Below are 17,108 nucleotides of genomic sequence, written 5' to 3' on the forward strand. Positions count from 1 at the left end.
CAATGGTTATCCCCCACATCAAGGCATATTCCCAGGCATTACTCACCCGTCCGCCGCTCGACGCCGTTAACGTCACCCGAAGGGTCAGTTAACTCGTTTCCGCTCGACTTGCATGTGTTAGGCCTGCCGCCAGCGTTCAATCTGAGCCATGATCAAACTCTTCAATTTAAGATTTTGTCGGCTCAATGAATACTGAACATTACATAAAGTAATGTTTGAATTGACTGTGCTGAGTCTTTCGACTCAATGGTCACTTCGTTTCATTGAAACCTAATTTGATACCGAAGTATCTAATTTGATTATCATCAACGAGTGCCCACACAGATTGATAGGTCTATATTTTTAAAGAACATTTTCTAACCCCAGAGCCGCTCTGCGTCTCGTCGTTAGGGGTGCGTATCTTACGCTTCCCGTTTTGAGAGTCAAGAGTTTTTTTCAACTTTCTTTTCTCTCTCAACCGACGCCGCTTTGTGACTTTCGTCTCACTCCGTGTCGGTGAGGCGGCATTATAGAGATCACTGAAACGATGACAAGTGTTTTTTTAAATTAATTTTCCGTTCGTTCAAAAAGCCATCAATAACGTATTTTCCCGATAAAAATTCAACATTTGAAATACATCACACCAATTAATTGGAAAAATCCCCCTCAACTACGTAATATTCTTGTATCTATTTGTTAACGATAGATGCCATTATTCGTAAATAAAGAAGTAGTACTTTAATATGGACTCCAATAAATCTCTTTTTCTGGTTGTGGCGATCGCTATATTAGGCGGTATAGTCTTTTCTCAGTTCGCTGTCCCACCAGCTGTCGCTTTTGTTATCGGTGTAGTCACCACATTTTTAGTTGTTAAGTATTCTACAGCTACACCTACGTCAATTGCTGATGCAAACCAATCTACAAAAACACTGTATGTAGGCAACCTGCCATACAAAGCCAACGAATCGCACGTAAAAGATCTGTTTTCCGAACATGGGGAAGTCTTTGCCGTAAGACTGATGAAGGATAAGCGCACAGGAAAGCGTCGAGGGTTTGGCTTCGTCGTGATGGCCAGCTCTGATGCCAAAGCTGCCATTAACGCGCTTAATGAAAAAGATTATATGCAGCGTACACTAAAGGTGCGTATTGCTAATGATCCAAAGCATCCTGAATCGGCATCAACTGAACAGGAGTAAAACCCAGTTGGTGTAATGCGTGATTTAGTGCTTCTTCTTCTTTGGGGGAAGCACTACTGTAAGCCTCTCTTGTTCCTTTGCCGTTATTCACGTCTGAAATAGCTAGTAAGCTTTCCACTCGACGGGCAATGGCTTCTCCAGAATCGACCAATTCAACACTAGAGCCCAGCACCTGAGAAATCTCTTCTTTTATTAACGGGAAGTGGGTACAACCTAATACCGCAACATCTACCTGCCCTTTTAAGGGGGCCAGTATGTGCTCTAACTCAATAAGATCGACCCTTTCATTACGCAGTTTCTTTTCGGCCATATCGACAAGTTGACTATTTCCAATCAGTTTGACGTTTTTATCCAAAGCAAAGTCACGAATGAGGTCATGGGTGTATTGACGGGTTATCGTCGCAGGGGTCGCAATCAAACCAACGGCTGTCTTGGAAAGTAAGGAGGCTGGCTTAATAGCAGGAACCACACCGACAACGGGTATATCAATGCGCTGTCTAAGATGGGGTAAAACAATGGTACTAGCCGTATTACAAGCTATCACTACAATATCTATGCGCTGACGCCTCATCATCTGCTCCACTAAAGTACACGTTCTTTGCACTAAAGTGTCAGGTGCCAGTTCGCCGTAAGGGTAGGCTTCATTGTCGAACAAATAAACGTAGTCCTCATTCGGTAAGCGGCGATGTATTTCTTTAAATACAGAAAGACCACCGACACCGGAGTCAAAAATAAGAATATGCTTACTGTTCATTGGTTATCGTCTAACGCTTATTTATCTGTCCGCCGATATCATACTCATTACGCTATAGTCGGTAAACCTATCAACCCAATTCTGACTTAACCTTGTATCTGAGATGGCTAAACCGTTCTGCAGTCTCGATAGAGGTCGGCTCTAAGGTGATGCCATGACTGAAGTATTGTGAGTTACACACCAGTGTATGAAACTCACCCTCTTCACCACATGGGTCCACGTTTTTCGGCAGGCACGCCACAAGCTCATGACTGTACCATTGACCACACAACGACTCCGGCAGCACATTACGATCAACCGTCACCAATACCGTTTCAATGCCTCGGGCCAAAATCTCTCTCGCGAGATCCTGACTGCTCTCTCCGAGCAGGGGAAATACGGCTTCCAACCCGGCAGGCTCTACATAGCTTCTTCGATACTCTTCAATGCCATTGCAGAACATATCGCCAAATGCAATTCCTTCTACATTTAAGCCCGAAGACTTCACGCCTTCTATTACTCGTGACTGGTATACATTGTTTGGTGGAAATATTTCCGGCAGTTCTATTGTGACAAGAGGGAGGCCTAATCTATCTGCTTGCATTTGTACCACTTCCAACGGAGTGACCTGGAAAGGCACCTCCCCTTTCACATGTGTCGTGTATAGACCAACAACATGATAATCGGGCGATTCCATTAGGCGTTCCAAGGTAAGGGTAGAGTCTTTGCCAGAGGACCAGCTGATGATGATGTTATTCATAGTAAACCTGAAAAAAAGCCGCCTCATAATGCGAGGCGGCCTGCTAGTTAGAACTCGTAAGAGGCATTTACGTAATAATTACGTTCCGGTGTTTTATATCCACTCACCGTCTCATACTCTTCATTGAAAAGGTTACCTACTTTAGCACCGAGAGTAACGCCATTGTCAAAGTAGTAAGTACCTGCAATATCAACTAGTGAATAAGGGTCGAGGACCTTAGTATTTGCAGCATCATCATAACGTTTTCCTTGATACAGGTAGCTCAAATCAAAGCGCCATGAGTTGATAGCATATGCAGCATTCCACTTACCACTGTGGCGAGCTCGTCTTACAAGGTCTTTCCCTGTGGCTTCATCCTTAGCGTCCAGATAATCGTAAGACACTTGGTGTTCGATTACGCCAGTATCAAATTGTGTCGCCACTTCGATGCCTTCGATTTTGGCTTTATTAATGTTCACATTGGTCGAGCCATTACTGGCAATCATTTTATCCACATTACTGCGGTATGCCGCCAGCCTGATTGCCGCAAAGTCAAACGCCCCTTCCACTGCAATCTCTGAAGTGTCGGATTCTTCAGGCACCAGATCAGGGTTGCCTTCATAACATCCCCATGGGCCACACTGTTTTGGCCAGTAGAGCTCATTGAACGTCGGTGCTTTGAACGCTGTCCCATGCAGTGCCACAAACTTGAGTTGCTCTGTGATATCTACGCCACCGCCAAGCTGATACGTGGTGTAGTTGCCATAAGCACTATTATCATCATAGCGCACGTTGCCTTCCAAGGAGACGATGCCCCGGTTATAGATAGCGCCAACAAATACGGCACCATTGTCACGACTATCCTGAGTCATAGCGTTGGTCGTGTTATCGACGTTATCTTTGTACCAGTCAACACCACCAAGTACACTGAGTGCATCGCTCACTCTGAAATTATTATTCCAGTTCACCGCCACTCTATTGGTTGAAATGGTGCCCTCTGCAGCACCCTGACCATAGGATTTTGCTTTATCTTGATTTGTCGTCAGTGCTAACGAAGAATCAAAGTTCTCTCGGCTATACTCTGTGGCCACACTCAGACTGTACAAATCACTGTCAGTTTTATCTACGCCAGTCCATGGGTTGTCGTATTCCACATAATGTTTCTGATAGTAACCATTTGCTTTTAGCAACCAGTTGGGGTTAAGTTTTTTCCCGGTGTCTAACACAAGGTACTGACTGGAATATCCGTCATCATCGGCATCGATCGGGTTGGTGCTGGTTGGCTGAACATTGTAACCATTACTGGATTGATGGGTCGCGGTAAGGTTTAACCAGCCTTTTTTTGCATCCCCTAGCGATAATGTGCCACCAACGTTGTAACTACCAAAACTGCCAAAGCCTGCTTTTACTTTACTGGCTGAACCATTGGGGTTAGTCGTAATAATGTTCACAACACCACTTACTGCATCAGAACCGTACACCGCTGCCCGAGCACCTCTGATGACCTCAATTCTCTGCACGCCGTCCAATGGGATAGCAGACAGGTTTGCCGACCCCGTAGTTGCGCTGCCAATGCGTACGCCATTGACCAGGACTAGGGTATTTTTGCTTGAACGACCTCTAATGTAGAGCTCTGTATTTTGGCCAACGCCACCTTGGTTCGCCATTTGAATGCCAGGCAGACGTCGTAAAACTTCCGCAATTGATTTTGCCTGTATCGCCTCAATCTCTTCTCGGTCAACAACTTCAATCGGAGCCAAAACTTCCTTAAGCTGTTGTTCTACCCGATTGGCTGTCACCACCATAGTTTCGTGGGTTTGATGTGCCTGTTCCTCAGAACCAGGAGCTTCTGCCAGTGAAAAAGAAGCATAAGAAGAGAGCGATGCAACCACTGCTATCGCCAAAAATGATTTGTTCATTTGTTATGTTTTCCTAAATCGCGTAAGTCCTACCAAGTTGTCGATCAACTTAGCTGCTGGCAGGTATTCGGACTTAAGAGCAGAAGGAACATCATGTTCCTAAACCTACTAACTCGACTTCCCGTAAGCAATACAGTGTCTTAATGAGGGTTCGTTCTCTTTTACCGCTGCGCGTCAGTTCTGGATTTACACCAGATTCCCTTTTCAGTGAGACTCCATTGTGATTCTCACACCAGCTAAGCGGCATGGTATTAACAAGTTGATAATTTGTCCATAACGGATTGAGCTAAGCTATAGATATACGGATATAATGCGAGACGATTTCTGGGAAAAACTGGACAACGACGGGAGATTGAATAAAATCTGCCCTCCTTTAAAAAACTCATTACCGGCGATAGGCAACGACCATGGCAAATCTCGACTTCACACCAGAAGGCTATCAAATTCAGCTAGACGACAAATCTCAACGATTGATCGATATGATGGCACCTTATTCTGCACCTGAACTCGAAGTATTTACTTCTCCAGAGAAACACTATCGCATGCGTGCCGAGTTCCGCGTTTGGCATGAAGGTGAAGACATGTATTACATCATGTTTAACCAGGAAACGCGTGAAAAATACCGTGTCGATCAGTTTCCGGCTGCGAGCCGTCTGATCAACGATTTGATGCCGCTACTTATGGACGCAATGAAAGGCAATGAGATTCTGAGAAAGAAACTGTTCCAGGTCGATTTTCTCTCTACCTTGAGCGGCGAAATTCTGGTGTCACTGCTTTACCACCGCCAACTTGATGATGCGTGGAAAGCGGAAGCACAAGCTTTAAAGCAGCAACTGAATGATGAAGGCTTCAAACTCAGCCTTATTGGCCGCGCCCGAAAAATGAAGATCGTGCTGGACCAGGATTACGTGGTCGAGACGTTGCACGTCAATGGCCAGCCATACCACTATCAGCAAGTAGAAAACAGCTTCACTCAGCCAAATGGCCCTGTGGCACAGAAAATGTTGGAATGGGCCGTCGACTGCACTCAGGACAGCAAAGGCGATCTGTTAGAACTGTATTGTGGCAACGGTAACTTTTCTCTGGCGCTGGCACAAAACTTCGAAAGGGTGCTGGCCACCGAGCTGGCTAAGCCGTCAGTTGAGTCCGCACAATACAATATTGTGGCCAACAAAATAGACAATGTGCAGATTATTCGCATGTCGGCAGAAGAGTTCACCGAAGCGATGGAAGGCAAACGCGAGTTCCGCAGACTGAAGCAGCAAAATGTCGATCTTCAGAGCTACAACTGCAACACGATTTTTGTTGATCCACCGCGCGCAGGTATGGATATCGACACTTGTAAGATGGTGCAGGGTTATGAGCGTATTTTGTATATCTCTTGCAATCCAGAGACACTAAAAGACAACCTTGACGTGTTAAGCGAAACCCACAACATCACTCGCTTTGCGTTGTTTGATCAATTCCCGTTCACTCATCATATTGAAGCGGGCGTGTTACTAGAACGCAAAGCGTGATCAACACTCATACATAAAAAAAACGAGCCAACATCGGCTCGTTTTTTTGTCTCTGACGTTAAACCAGGTTTATGCGTCTTTCATGATATAGCCAAGTTTTTTGCCAATCCAGAACAGCAGCACCAACACGACTATAATCGCAAAGAAGTTAGAGCCCGCATCAGGGTACTGAGCTTTAGTGAAAGCTGAGTGACCAAAAGCCCCCACAAAGAAAGCGGCCAGACCTACCATAGGAAAATCTTCCGGGATCGGGTTTTTCAGATATTCCTGATACAGAGCCTGCACCGACAGCACCAATGCGATCAGCGGGAAAATAGAAAAAGCCACTTCACTGACAGTAAGCCAGGACAGCATTGCGTTTCCACACATACCAGCGATCAACGCTAGCAATAGGGTCTTCTTACCGCTATTGCGGTTTTCGGAGGAGATTTCTTTAGACATTATTTCAACCCTTCTTTTTGACGGTTTCGTTCACGTTCTTTTCGATACCAGTGTGCGCCTTTGGCCACTATCCTCAATTGGACAATTAACCTTTCTGCCAGTTCATACCTTTCTTTCTTGCTAAGATCCAATGCCTCTGCACCAGAGCTAAACACCAGAACCACGGAAGCTTCTGCCTGAGCAAATGCCTCATCCCGATCCATACCCGTACTGACCAGGTATTCGGTGAGTTCTGCCGAGAAATGCTGGATCTCGCGAGCCACTGCAGCTCGAAACTCAAAAGATGTGCCTGAACGTTCCCGCAGCAATAAACGAAAGACGTTAGGACTGCTTTCGATGAACTCCATAAAAGTCTCGACCGAAGTGCGAATCACACTGCCTTCTTTGACAATACGTTGGCGCGCTTGTCGCATTAATTGCCTTAACAGCAATCCCCCTTCATCCACCATGGTAAGCCCGAGCTCATCCATGTCTTTGAAGTGACGATAAAACGAGGTCGGTGCGATACCCGCCTCACGCGCCACTTCGCGCAAACTCAAATTGGAAAAGCTGCGATCGGCACTCAATTGGCTAAAGGCAGCATCGATCAATGAACGACGCGTTTTTTCTTTTTGTTGTGCACGGATACCCATTGATTTCATGTTTAACCCAGGTTTACTTGTTGGTTACCATCCATGACGGTAATTAAGGGAGTGGCTGTAATATAACGCGAATAGTCACTTTGTATAAGCCTGTGTCGGGGGATTTTTAGCAAAACTCTTGGTACCTCTCACTTCAATTTGTAAAAAACCACTTCTTTATAATAGGCAGGTAATCTCCACATGGTTAGCTAATCTTCCGATAAGTATCGACAAAACTCCGTGATCTTTCACACCCTATCGTGGCTAGTGTATTTACCCAAGTTAAGAATCCGTTAGAATCTCGCTAATAACAGTTTCAGCAATGTTAACGCCGCAATACTCTATTCCAATGATGGCTTCACTATTTGGTTTATGTATTGCGTGATGCAGTCAGGTACAACGAGGATAAACGCTATGAGTCGCTCCAAACATTTTGATGCCATTGTGATAGGTAGTGGTCCAGGTGGCGAAGGTGCCGCGATGGGGCTTACCAAAGCGGGGCTCAATGTGGCTATCATTGAAAAAGAAAGCAGTGTTGGAGGTGGTTGCACGCACTGGGGTACTATTCCTTCAAAAGCCTTAAGACATGCGGTAAGTCGCATCATAGAGTTCAATAGTAACCCTCTGTTTTGCGGCAATAACACCAGCCTTCACTCCACCTTCTCCAACATTCTTGGTCATGCCAAGACTGTGATTGATAAACAAACCCGTTTACGCCAGGGTTTCTATGACCGTAACGAATGCACGTTGTTATTTGGTACCGCAAGATTCATAGATTCGCACACCCTTGAAGTCACCAAGTCGGATGGCACCAAAGATATCTACACCGCAGATAAATTCGTGATTGCGACAGGTTCAAGGCCTTACCGACCGGCTGATGTCGATTTTAGCCATCCTCGCATTTACGACAGCGACTCTATCTTGTCGCTCGAACATGATCCTCGTCATATCATCATTTATGGTGCGGGGGTCATTGGCTGTGAGTACGCCTCTATCTTCCGAGGCCTGGATGTAAAAACCGACTTGATAAACACTCGTGAACGCCTGCTTGCATTCCTTGACAACGAAATGTCTGACTCGCTTTCCTATCACTTCTGGAACAGCGGAATGATGATTCGTAACGATGAAACCTACGCGAAAATTGAAGGAACGGAAGACGGCGTCATTATCCACCTAAACTCGGGTAAAAAAATGCGTGCCGACTGTCTGCTCTATGCGAACGGACGAACGGGTAATACCGACGCCCTGAATCTGGATGCCGTTGGGCTGGTTGCGGATTCGCGAGGACAACTGAAAGTCGATCTCAACTACCAAACGGACGTTGACCACATTTATGCGGTTGGCGATGTGATTGGTTACCCGAGCCTGGCCAGCGCGGCGTATGATCAAGGCCGTTTTGTCGCACAAGCGATCACCAAAGGGGAAGCGGAAGGTTATCTGATTGACGATATTCCAACAGGTATCTACACCATCCCGGAAATCAGCTCTGTCGGTAAAACCGAGCAAGAGTTGACCGAGGCCAAAGTGCCATATGAAGTGGGACGTTCATCGTTCAAACATCTGGCGCGCGCACAAATAGCGGGTAAGGATGTAGGCAGCTTGAAGATCCTTTTCCATCGAGAGACAAAAGAGATCCTTGGAATTCACTGCTTTGGTGAACGTGCTGCAGAGATCATTCATATCGGCCAAGCCATCATGGAACAGAAAGGGGAAGCCAACACGATTGAGTACTTCGTCAATACGACCTTCAACTACCCAACGATGGCAGAAGCCTACCGCGTTGCCGCTCTAAATGGCCTGAACCGTTTGTTTTAACTGCTAAGCAACACCCAATAAGGCGGCTACATAGCCGCCTTTTTTATGCTTCAAGAAAGCGCCCTTTGCGCCATTGAAGCAAAAAGATCATGGCTAGCCCAAAGCCTCGCAGAGCCATAAAACTCAACATCGCCAGCCACAGAGCATGGTTTCCCAATCCACTGGTCAGGAAAAAGATGGCAAAGAAACTGCAGGTCGCGACGAACATACTGTTTCTCATCTCACGCCCTTTGGTCGCTCCAATAAAGATGCCGTCAAACAGAAAACACCACATCGACACTAAAGGCATCGCTATCAGCCAGGGCAGATAATGGGCAGCATGCTCCTGCACATTGTTAATAGAAGTAATCATCGCGATCATGTGATGGCCCCAGAACGCGAACACCACGGTGAGCATAAGGCAAATCACTAAACTCCAGAAAAATGTCGCCAATAGCGACTCTGTCAATTCGCTGCGACTTTTAGCACCCACGGCTTTCCCGACCATGGCTTCCATAGCATACGCAAAACCATCCATACCATAAGAAATGATCATCAGAAAACTCATCAGTACCGCGTTAGCGGCCACTGTGTCATCTCCGAATGCAGCGCCCTGAAAGGTCATAAAGCTGAACGTCGCTTGCAGACACAGAGAGCGTAAAAAGATATCGCGATTGAGTTTAACGAAACGACCGATATCTCGACTGACCTCCGACGCGACCTTCCAGAGGTTAGGCAACTGCCGTTGATGCCAGGTTCGCCAGACACACCACAGACCAAAAGTGCAGCCGGAATAGTCAGCTAGCACCGAGGCCAGAGCGGCCCCCTCCACTTTCCAACCCAAGCCAATGACAAACAACAAGTCGAGGAGAATGTTCACCACATTAGTGATCATCACCATCCACATCGGTGCCTTGGCATTTTGCGTCCCTAGCAGCCAACCCAGCAGGACAAAGTTCATCAAGGCAGCAGGGGCACTCCACGCTCTGATCGCAAAATATTGATAGCCATAGTGTTTTACATCGTCACTGGCACTAGTAACAGAAAAAACTGTATCGGCAATTAGAGTGTGAAATATCAGGAATAGCAGCGCAAAACTTAGGGCCATCAGACTGCCTTGCAAAAAGACAAGCGCCAGCTTTCGACGATCATCAGCACCATAGGACTGAGCGGTAAGCCCTGTTGTCGACATTCTTAGAAATCCCAACAACCAGAAAGCAACGCTTATCATCGTGTTGCCCAGTGCTACTCCGCCCAGATACCAAGAATGATCTAAATGGCCAATGACAGCCGCATCAACCAAGCCAAGTAAAGGGACGGTAATGTTAGACAGAACCATAGGTATGGCAAGCAACAGTACACGACGATGAAGATCCACATTAGAGAGCAGAGAAAAAGATTGCTGTAACACAAAGACCCCAGGTTAACACCACCGCTATTCGATGAGGAGATAGACAATTATGGGGGCTATAGTAGCGCTAATTCGCCTGTTGTTACCATTCCAGATTGACAACATTCGGCGTCAGTCGATAGCGATATACAGGCAGCTTTGCGAGTACGCGCTGCCACTTAGCCCAACGTCGGCAGTGCTGGTCAATCGGTGACAATAGGGAGACTTTGTGCATCCAGGGCAACCAGTTCAATAGTTTTTGAGCAGGACGCTTGAGCCCGTGTTGGTAGCGTTCACAACCCATCCTCGTACCTAGTGGCGATGTGGTGAGATCACCAGCCAAAACCAGACAAGCCCGGGCGTGCTGGAAGTAACAACCTATCGATTGTATGAAATGTGCAATCCGGTTTTCCCGGCGGTCCAGAAGCGCTTGCTCACAAACCACCAATACAGGCCTGCTACAGGGGATCGACAATGACTGTAACCAACTCATGTCATCAAGAGAGCCACAGCATAACTGATAGCGCTCACTTTTATGAAACAGGCGCTGGCGCCAGACAAGATTCTCGTCTGTATCCACTTCAACCCAATGACAACGCCCATTGTCCAAACGATAAAATCGGGTATCTAATCCAGCTCCCACATTGATCACCCATCCATCTGGGTGGGTGTCCAGAAAATGCTTCACCTGAAGATCGCAAATCTGTGTGAGTGTGGCATGGAGCAACTGACGTTGATCGCTATCGTCGGTTATACAGTCAGAGGCAAGATGACAACGACGACAGGCGTACGCCGCAATAGGATCATAAATGATTCCATCATCGAGCAGACTCTCTCTGCTGCGGAACCAAAGTGGCCGAAGTAACTTCGCTGGAACATTGAAATGCCTTGTCTCACTCACGTTTTGACCTTTCATCTTTCACCCCCCTAATCAGGTGAAAATGATAATTGATATCAAAGAGCACATCAAGACAAATAAAACTAATTATCATTTACCGACAAGTGCGAGACGTAAAAAAAGCGACAGGAAAACCTGTCGCTTTTCATCGCCATTTGGCGAAACTGTTGGCATCGTTAAGGACGCCTCACAAATATCCGTTTGTTATTTGTGCTTCCACTGCTAATTCTTGTTTGTCATCATCCTGATGTGTTTTCACGTTCCCTGGCAAGACCGTTTGCGAGAGTTCTTCCTAAACCCTGTCCATTCGAGTTCTCTTCCTGAGAAAAGTCGACCATCCTTATCTGCCTGCACTCCGAGCACAAGCCAGTCCATTGCGTTTCCCCTGCCATCCTGGCAGAGCATCCCTGAAGACCATCTTGGTCTGAAAGTCCTGTGTCTACATCCTGTCGACACGAAACAATTTACCCTACCGCACATTGAAAACAAGCCACCGACGCCATTTTTGTCCCCCTTTAGAAACAGAGAAAGACAACATCAATATATATCAATTAGTTAACATCAGACCGCAGCTAAATCATGCAAACAAGTATGGCAAATATCGCACAAAGACATCAGCTAACCGTCCCAATGTGACATAGCTCCTAATGCCTCGCTGTGAGAGGTTCATCACGAAAAATAATGCCCCTTCATTTGAAGAGGCATTGTTCACTCGGTTTGGCGTAAAGAAACTATTGTTGGGCTGCTTAGTTGTTGCAACGCAGAAATTGGATTAGTGTAGACCGCCTACGTACTTAGACAGTGTATCGATATCGTCGTCGTTCAGTTTCTTAGCGATATCACGCATCATTGCGTTCATATCATTTGCACGATCGCCACTACGGAATTTCTCAAGTTGTGATTTTACGTATTCTGCGTGTTGTCCAGAGATTTTTGGAAAACCAGAAAGCTCAGTACCATTACCACGAGGGCCGTGACATGCAATACACGCTGTAATTCCTCGCTCTGCATCACCTGCTGTGTAGAGTGCTTTACCTTGTTCAACAACATTTTCTGGGGTGCTTTTTGGTGCAATTGGCATAGAAGAATAGTAAGCCGCAAGATCAGCCATATCCTGATCTGATAGTGGCATAGCCATACCACTCATCACAGGATCGTAACGACCTTGCTTACCACTACTCGTCATACCGAGTTTCAGGTCTTTTAATTGCTTTTCAATGTATTTGGCGTGCTGACCCGCGATGCTAGGGTACATCGTTAGCTGACTGTTACCATCAGCTCCATGACACGCAACACAAGTTTGGGATTTTGCTTTACCAGCTTCAATATCGCCTTGGGCCCATACTGAGCAGCTGACTACAAGACTCAAGATTAGCGCTAATTTTTTCATGACATTCCATTATAATTATCAAGCTTCCAGTACCACCGTGCGCCTCGCAAACCCCAACAAATTGGTACCAAAAGGGTAAAGTGAGGTAACGCGGGCAATTAATACCGTTCATGGTACAATGTGTGGCCATATGCCGAGCACGGTTATTTTACACAATTTCACAAAAAAGTAATCAATCGACTACACAAAGTCGAGATGGAGTTAACAGTGAGCGTAAAAATTCATTATCAAAACACGCATTTCATAACTAGTGCACCTGACATTCGTCACTTGCCTGAAGATGAAGGGATCGAAATCGCGTTTGCAGGACGCTCCAATGCGGGTAAGTCAAGTTCACTGAACCGTTTGACCAACCAAAAGGCCCTGGCAAAAACCAGTAAGACTCCAGGCCGCACTCAGCTTATTAACTTGTTTAAGGTGGATGAAGGCTGCCATATCGTTGACTTGCCAGGATATGGATTCGCTCAAGTACCATTAGAGATGAAGAAAAAGTGGCAGAAATCACTGGGTGAGTATCTGCAAAAGCGCCAGTGCCTGAAAGGTCTGGTGGTATTGATGGATATCCGTCATCCAATGAAAGATTTGGATCAGCAGCTTGTTCAATGGGCTGTTGAGTCGGGCATTCCTGTGCAAGTACTGCTGACGAAAGCCGATAAGCTGAAAAGTGGTGCTCGTAAAGCACAAGTTCTTAAAATTCGTGAAGCCTCGTTGGCATTTGGTGGCGATGTACAGGTTGATGCCTTCTCTTCACTCAAAGGAATTGGTGTCGATCAGCTGCGCAACAAACTCGATACCTGGTTTGCTCCAGCCTTTGAAGTGATTGACGCGCCAGATGAGGAAGATGCTGGAGAAGCGGAGTAACCATTTACTCCTGCTACAAAGCTCTGAAACAAAACGCCCCGCCATCCTGGCAGGGCAATGGGAGAGAGAAGATTTAGTTATTATTTGCTGAAAGAATCTATCAAGTCAGCCGATAATTCAATTCCCTGCCACGCAAAGTGTGAACTAGTCTTCTCTCCTCGACCTAACAATTCATCATTAAAAATAAAGTTATCTCTTATATTTCAACACGTTAAACGCGAATGGCCGGTTCTTTCCTGCGGCTTTCTTCTGCATGTAAATTATCAATACTGTGAAGGTCGTTAAATTACAAAATCGCGGTAACCACTGAACAAAAAAACGAGTTGAGAAAAGAAGGATATGACGGGAAGGCGTTGGCTGGAAATTTTCTTTGCCACAAGAAAAAACGCCCCAGTCAAATACTGACTGGGGCGGCTGAATCAGCCTAATCCAATAACGTGAAACAAAAGGTCTGAAAGATAGAACATCTTACCTCTGTACCCTACGCGATCTAATGTACAACAACTGATCAGAAAATGAAACCGTTTTTGTAGTTTTTTTTCATGATATTTTTGTTAACAGACATAAGCGCTTTAGATACAAAAACTTATTTACCAACAAAAAAAAGCCAACGACTGTGCGCTGGCTCATACTAATTTGCTCAATTTGCTCAAATTTTGTCTAGTGCGCCTGTTCCCAGTTATCACCATGACCGGCATCAGCAACCAATGGAACTTCAAGCTCTGCTGCAGATTCCATCAGATTTTGTATTTTACTTTCAATTTCGCTTAAAGATGACGACTCCACTTCAAATACCAGTTCATCGTGTACTTGCATTAAGAGTTTGACTCTACCCTCGCCTTCCGATTGAATCCATTCATCAACAAGCAACATGGCTTTTTTGATGATGTCGGCAGCGGTTCCCTGCATTGGCGCATTGATCGCCGCTCGTTCTGCCGCCTTGCGACGCATTCCGTTACGCGATTTGATCTCCGGCAAATGTAAACGGCGACCAAAAATAGTCTCGACGAAGCCTTTTTCTGAGGCCAAAGCACGAGTATCTTCCATATACTGCATCACGCCAGGGTAACGCTCAAAATAGGTGTCCATATATTGCTGAGCTTCACCTCGAGGAATACCCAGCTGCTTAGAAAGTCCAAATGCACTCATACCATAGATGAGACCAAAGTTTATCGCTTTGGCGCGACGACGCTGCTCACTGGTTACCTGCTCGATGTCCACTCCCAGAATTTCCGCCGCGGTAGCAGCATGAATGTCTTTACCGTGCTTAAACGCGTCAAGTAATGCCCTGTCGCCCGATAAGTGAGCCATAATTCTCAGTTCGATTTGAGAGTAATCGACTGCCAGGATCTTCCAACCATGTGGAGCAATAAATGCCTGACGAATGCGACGACCTTCTTCGTTTCGAATCGGGATATTTTGCAGGTTTGGATCTGTTGATGACAAACGTCCTGTGGCGGTCACTGCCTGATGATAAGAAGTATGGACACGACCTGTCTCTGGGTTGATCATCTTCGGCAGCTTATCGGTGTAAGTGGATTTCAGTTTCGCCAGACCACGGTACTCCAGAATCAACTTAGGCAGTGGATAATCTAAAGCAAGCTCTTGCAGCACTTCTTCATTAGTCGAAGGCGCACCTGACGGCGTTTTCTTGATCACCGGCAAGCCCATTTTCTCAAAGAAGATGGCTTGCAGCTGTTTAGGTGAGCTTAAGTTAAATTCTTGTCCGGCGATCTCGAAAGCCTTCTGTTCGAGTTCATCGAGTCGCACCGCAATTTCCTGAGACTGAGCACCCAGCAACATGTCGTCAATCAATACCCCGGTCCGCTCAATGCGAGACAAAACAGGTACTAATGGCACTTCAATCTCTTGATAAACACGATTAAGCACAGGATTTTTTTCAAGCTCCGCGTTCAGACGTTGATGCAGTCGCAATGTCACGTCCGCATCTTCTGCGGCATAGGGTGAGGCCTGATCCAGTTCAATCTGGTTGAAGGTGAGTTGAGACTTCCCCTTACCCGCGATCTGTTCAAAGGAAATGCAGCTGTGTTGTAAGAATCGCAGTGCCAGACTATCCATGTCATGCTTACCGCCCACACTGTTGTAGACATAGGAAGCCAGCATGGTGTCAAACTTAATCCCTTTCAGATCAATACCATAACGGGCAATGACACTCGCATCGTATTTTAAATTCTGACCAACTTTTACTACTGACTCATCTTCCAGAAGAGGCTTAAGCTGTGTGAGCACCCAGTCTCGATCCAACTGTTCAGGCGCGCCAATGTAGTCGTGAGCGACAGGAACGTAGGCAGCAACTCCTTCCTCGGTGGCGAATGACAGGCCCACCAGATTCGCAACCATATAATCCAGACTGTCTGTCTCGGTATCAAAGGCGATAACATCCGCCGCTTTCAACTTCTCTAACCAGGTTTGAAAGCTCTCTTCTGTTAGTATGGTCTCGTAGCCACTGCGATCGATGGTAACTTTGGACACATCCATTTCAGAGGCATCGCTGCCCGCACTCTGCGCCTTTTTAGCTGAGCTTTCCAGAGCAACCACCTCACCATTGCCTCCTTCCAAAAGCTCATTTAGCCAGGATTTAAAGGTCAGTTGGCCGTACAGTTTTTTCAGCTCATCGACATTCGGTTGTTGCTTATGCAGTGATTCTGGTGTGCAGTCCAGTTCGACATCCAGTTTTATCGTCGCCAGATCATAAGAAAGCAATGCATTTTCTTTATGCTCAGTAAGCTTTTTCGCCATTGTCTTTGAACCACGAAAGCCCAGAGGCGCAATGTCCTCAAGACGTAGATAGAGCTCTTTAATGCCACCAATACCTTGAAGCAGAGCCGTAGCGGTCTTGTCACCCACGCCTGGCACACCAGGAATGTTATCAACTTTATCACCCATTAAGGCCAGGTAGTCGATGATAAGCTCTGGGGGAATACCAAATTTCTCCAATACCCCTTCTCTGTCCATCACGACGTTAGTCATGGTATTAATGAGGGTGACATTCTCATCCACAAGTTGAGCCATGTCTTTGTCACCCGTACTGATGAGTACCGGCATTCCTGATTGGGATGCCTGATGAGCTAAGGTACCAATCACGTCATCCGCTTCGACGCCAGGCACACAAATCAACGGCAGGCCCATCGCTTTAATCACATTGTGCAAAGGCTCAATCTGACAGCGCAGATCGTCTGGCATCGGCGGTCGGTGCGCCTTGTATTCCGGGTACATCTCATCGCGAAACGTTTTGCCTTTGGCGTCAAATACCACCGCAATTCGATCTGAGGCAAACTGGCGCATCATACTTCTGAGCATGTTCACCACACCATAAACGGCGTTGGTCGGAATTTCACCGTTGCTCATGGTTTCTGGGTAAGCGTGGAATGCTCGATATAGATAAGAGGAGCCATCGATAAGGATCAGTGGGTTGTCAGGTATTTGCGCCATGTCTAGTTATCCAAGATTGCGGGTAATTAGCTATAAGAATGCCACGTCTCTCAGTACTATGCCACGTCCTTTCACTGTCTATATACACAGTTCCGTCACAATATGCTGCGCAGCACGCTCTCCATCTGTGGATAAGTCTGTTTATAGAGTTGTTTTATCAGATGACCCAGAATTTCAA

Annotated in this window: 14 protein-coding genes, 1 rRNA gene and 1 riboswitch; of the genes, 4 read left to right on the forward strand and 11 right to left on the reverse strand. The window is 46.3% G+C overall.

Features of this window, described 5'->3' with window-relative positions; genetic code table 11:
- A 16S ribosomal RNA gene (locus C4S60_RS15940) occupies positions 1-168 on the reverse strand; the annotation flags it as partial.
- A gap of 554 nt (positions 169-722) precedes the next feature.
- Between C4S60_RS15940 and C4S60_RS15945 the strand changes: the two genes are divergently transcribed.
- The gene (locus tag C4S60_RS15945; RefSeq protein ID WP_103881355.1) at positions 723-1,175 is read left to right on the forward strand and encodes an RNA recognition motif domain-containing protein; all 453 of its coding nucleotides are present in this window, start codon (positions 723-725) and stop codon (positions 1,173-1,175) included.
- On the opposite strand, the gene murI is transcribed toward C4S60_RS15945, so the two are convergent.
- From murI to C4S60_RS15960, 3 genes are all read right to left on the reverse strand, one after another.
- A complete protein-coding gene (murI, locus tag C4S60_RS15950) occupies positions 1,129-1,929 on the reverse strand; it encodes a glutamate racemase (protein WP_103881356.1) in 801 nt (266 codons plus the stop codon). The genes C4S60_RS15945 and murI overlap by 47 nt on opposite strands.
- A 70-nt stretch (positions 1,930-1,999) precedes the next feature.
- Positions 2,000-2,668: a Dph6-related ATP pyrophosphatase gene (locus C4S60_RS15955; protein WP_103881357.1), complete on the reverse strand. Its 669-nt coding sequence runs from the start codon at positions 2,666-2,668 to the stop codon at positions 2,000-2,002.
- 47 nt (positions 2,669-2,715) lie between these two features.
- Positions 2,716-4,566 carry a TonB-dependent receptor domain-containing protein gene (locus tag C4S60_RS15960; RefSeq protein ID WP_103881358.1) on the reverse strand — a complete coding sequence of 617 codons (1,851 nt, stop codon included), beginning with the start codon at positions 4,564-4,566 and terminating at the stop codon, positions 2,716-2,718.
- Positions 4,567-4,607: 41 nt separating this feature from the next.
- Positions 4,608-4,818: riboswitch (cobalamin riboswitch) on the reverse strand.
- 155 nt (positions 4,819-4,973) lie between these two features.
- On the opposite strand from C4S60_RS15960, the gene trmA reads away from it, so the two are divergent.
- Positions 4,974-6,083, forward strand: coding sequence for a tRNA (uridine(54)-C5)-methyltransferase TrmA (gene trmA / locus C4S60_RS15965; RefSeq protein WP_103881359.1), 1,110 nt, complete (start codon positions 4,974-4,976; stop codon positions 6,081-6,083).
- Between the two features lie 69 nt (positions 6,084-6,152).
- Here trmA and C4S60_RS15970 read toward each other — a convergent pair whose 3' ends face one another.
- Complete coding sequence (locus C4S60_RS15970) at positions 6,153-6,524, reverse strand: YijD family membrane protein (protein ID WP_103881360.1); 372 nt, start codon at positions 6,522-6,524, stop codon at positions 6,153-6,155.
- A complete protein-coding gene (fabR, locus tag C4S60_RS15975) occupies positions 6,524-7,165 on the reverse strand; it encodes an HTH-type transcriptional repressor FabR (protein WP_103881361.1) in 642 nt (213 codons plus the stop codon). The genes C4S60_RS15970 and fabR overlap by 1 nt, the downstream gene beginning before the upstream one ends.
- A gap of 393 nt (positions 7,166-7,558) precedes the next feature.
- Here fabR and sthA point away from each other — a divergent pair, with 393 nt between their 5' ends.
- Positions 7,559-8,959, forward strand: coding sequence for a Si-specific NAD(P)(+) transhydrogenase (gene sthA / locus C4S60_RS15980; protein ID WP_103881362.1), 1,401 nt, complete (start codon positions 7,559-7,561; stop codon positions 8,957-8,959).
- A gap of 43 nt (positions 8,960-9,002) precedes the next feature.
- On the opposite strand, the gene dinF is transcribed toward sthA, so the two are convergent.
- From dinF to C4S60_RS15995, 3 genes are all read right to left on the reverse strand, one after another.
- Positions 9,003-10,349, reverse strand: a complete 1,347-nt coding sequence (gene dinF / locus C4S60_RS15985; protein WP_244183126.1) for an MATE family efflux transporter DinF — start codon at positions 10,347-10,349, stop codon at positions 9,003-9,005.
- Positions 10,350-10,431: 82 nt separating this feature from the next.
- Positions 10,432-11,244, reverse strand: a complete 813-nt coding sequence (locus C4S60_RS15990; RefSeq protein ID WP_103881363.1) for a class I SAM-dependent methyltransferase — start codon at positions 11,242-11,244, stop codon at positions 10,432-10,434.
- Positions 11,245-11,998: 754 nt separating this feature from the next.
- A complete protein-coding gene (locus tag C4S60_RS15995) occupies positions 11,999-12,616 on the reverse strand; it encodes a c-type cytochrome (RefSeq protein WP_103881364.1) in 618 nt (205 codons plus the stop codon).
- A 195-nt stretch (positions 12,617-12,811) separates the two neighbouring features.
- Between C4S60_RS15995 and yihA the strand changes: the two genes are divergently transcribed.
- Positions 12,812-13,477 carry a ribosome biogenesis GTP-binding protein YihA/YsxC gene (yihA, locus tag C4S60_RS16000; protein ID WP_208623277.1) on the forward strand — a complete coding sequence of 222 codons (666 nt, stop codon included), beginning with the start codon at positions 12,812-12,814 and terminating at the stop codon, positions 13,475-13,477.
- Between the two features lie 419 nt (positions 13,478-13,896).
- Here the strand turns inward: yihA and spfP are convergent, their stop codons facing one another.
- The gene (spfP, locus tag C4S60_RS23995; RefSeq protein ID WP_438356636.1) at positions 13,897-13,944 is read right to left on the reverse strand and encodes a small protein SpfP; all 48 of its coding nucleotides are present in this window, start codon (positions 13,942-13,944) and stop codon (positions 13,897-13,899) included.
- A gap of 193 nt (positions 13,945-14,137) precedes the next feature.
- Positions 14,138-16,930, reverse strand: coding sequence for a DNA polymerase I (gene polA, locus C4S60_RS16005; RefSeq protein WP_103881365.1), 2,793 nt, complete (start codon positions 16,928-16,930; stop codon positions 14,138-14,140).
- Between the last annotated feature and the right edge of the window lie 178 nt (positions 16,931-17,108).

The sequence above is a fragment of the Vibrio hangzhouensis genome, assembly GCF_900107935.1.
GTDB lineage: Bacteria > Pseudomonadota > Gammaproteobacteria > Enterobacterales > Vibrionaceae > Vibrio > Vibrio hangzhouensis.

Excerpts from the sequence above, each read along its gene's own strand:
- sthA (WP_103881362.1), top strand. The coding sequence starts at position 7,559 with ATGAGTCGCTCCAAACATTTTGATGCCATTGTGATAGGTAGTGGTCCA.
- C4S60_RS15945 (WP_103881355.1), top strand. The coding sequence starts at position 723 with ATGGACTCCAATAAATCTCTTTTTCTGGTTGTGGCGATCGCTATATTA.
- trmA (WP_103881359.1), top strand. The coding sequence starts at position 4,974 with ATGGCAAATCTCGACTTCACACCAGAAGGCTATCAAATTCAGCTAGAC.
- fabR (WP_103881361.1), bottom strand. The coding sequence starts at position 7,165 with ATGAAATCAATGGGTATCCGTGCACAACAAAAAGAAAAAACGCGTCGT.
- C4S60_RS15990 (WP_103881363.1), bottom strand. The coding sequence starts at position 11,244 with ATGAAAGGTCAAAACGTGAGTGAGACAAGGCATTTCAATGTTCCAGCG.
- C4S60_RS15970 (WP_103881360.1), bottom strand. The coding sequence starts at position 6,524 with ATGTCTAAAGAAATCTCCTCCGAAAACCGCAATAGCGGTAAGAAGACC.
- murI (WP_103881356.1), bottom strand. The coding sequence starts at position 1,929 with ATGAACAGTAAGCATATTCTTATTTTTGACTCCGGTGTCGGTGGTCTT.
- yihA (WP_208623277.1), top strand. The coding sequence starts at position 12,812 with ATGGAGTTAACAGTGAGCGTAAAAATTCATTATCAAAACACGCATTTC.
- C4S60_RS15955 (WP_103881357.1), bottom strand. The coding sequence starts at position 2,668 with ATGAATAACATCATCATCAGCTGGTCCTCTGGCAAAGACTCTACCCTT.
- polA (WP_103881365.1), bottom strand. The coding sequence starts at position 16,930 with ATGGCGCAAATACCTGACAACCCACTGATCCTTATCGATGGCTCCTCT.
- C4S60_RS15995 (WP_103881364.1), bottom strand. The coding sequence starts at position 12,616 with ATGAAAAAATTAGCGCTAATCTTGAGTCTTGTAGTCAGCTGCTCAGTA.
- C4S60_RS15960 (WP_103881358.1), bottom strand. The coding sequence starts at position 4,566 with ATGAACAAATCATTTTTGGCGATAGCAGTGGTTGCATCGCTCTCTTCT.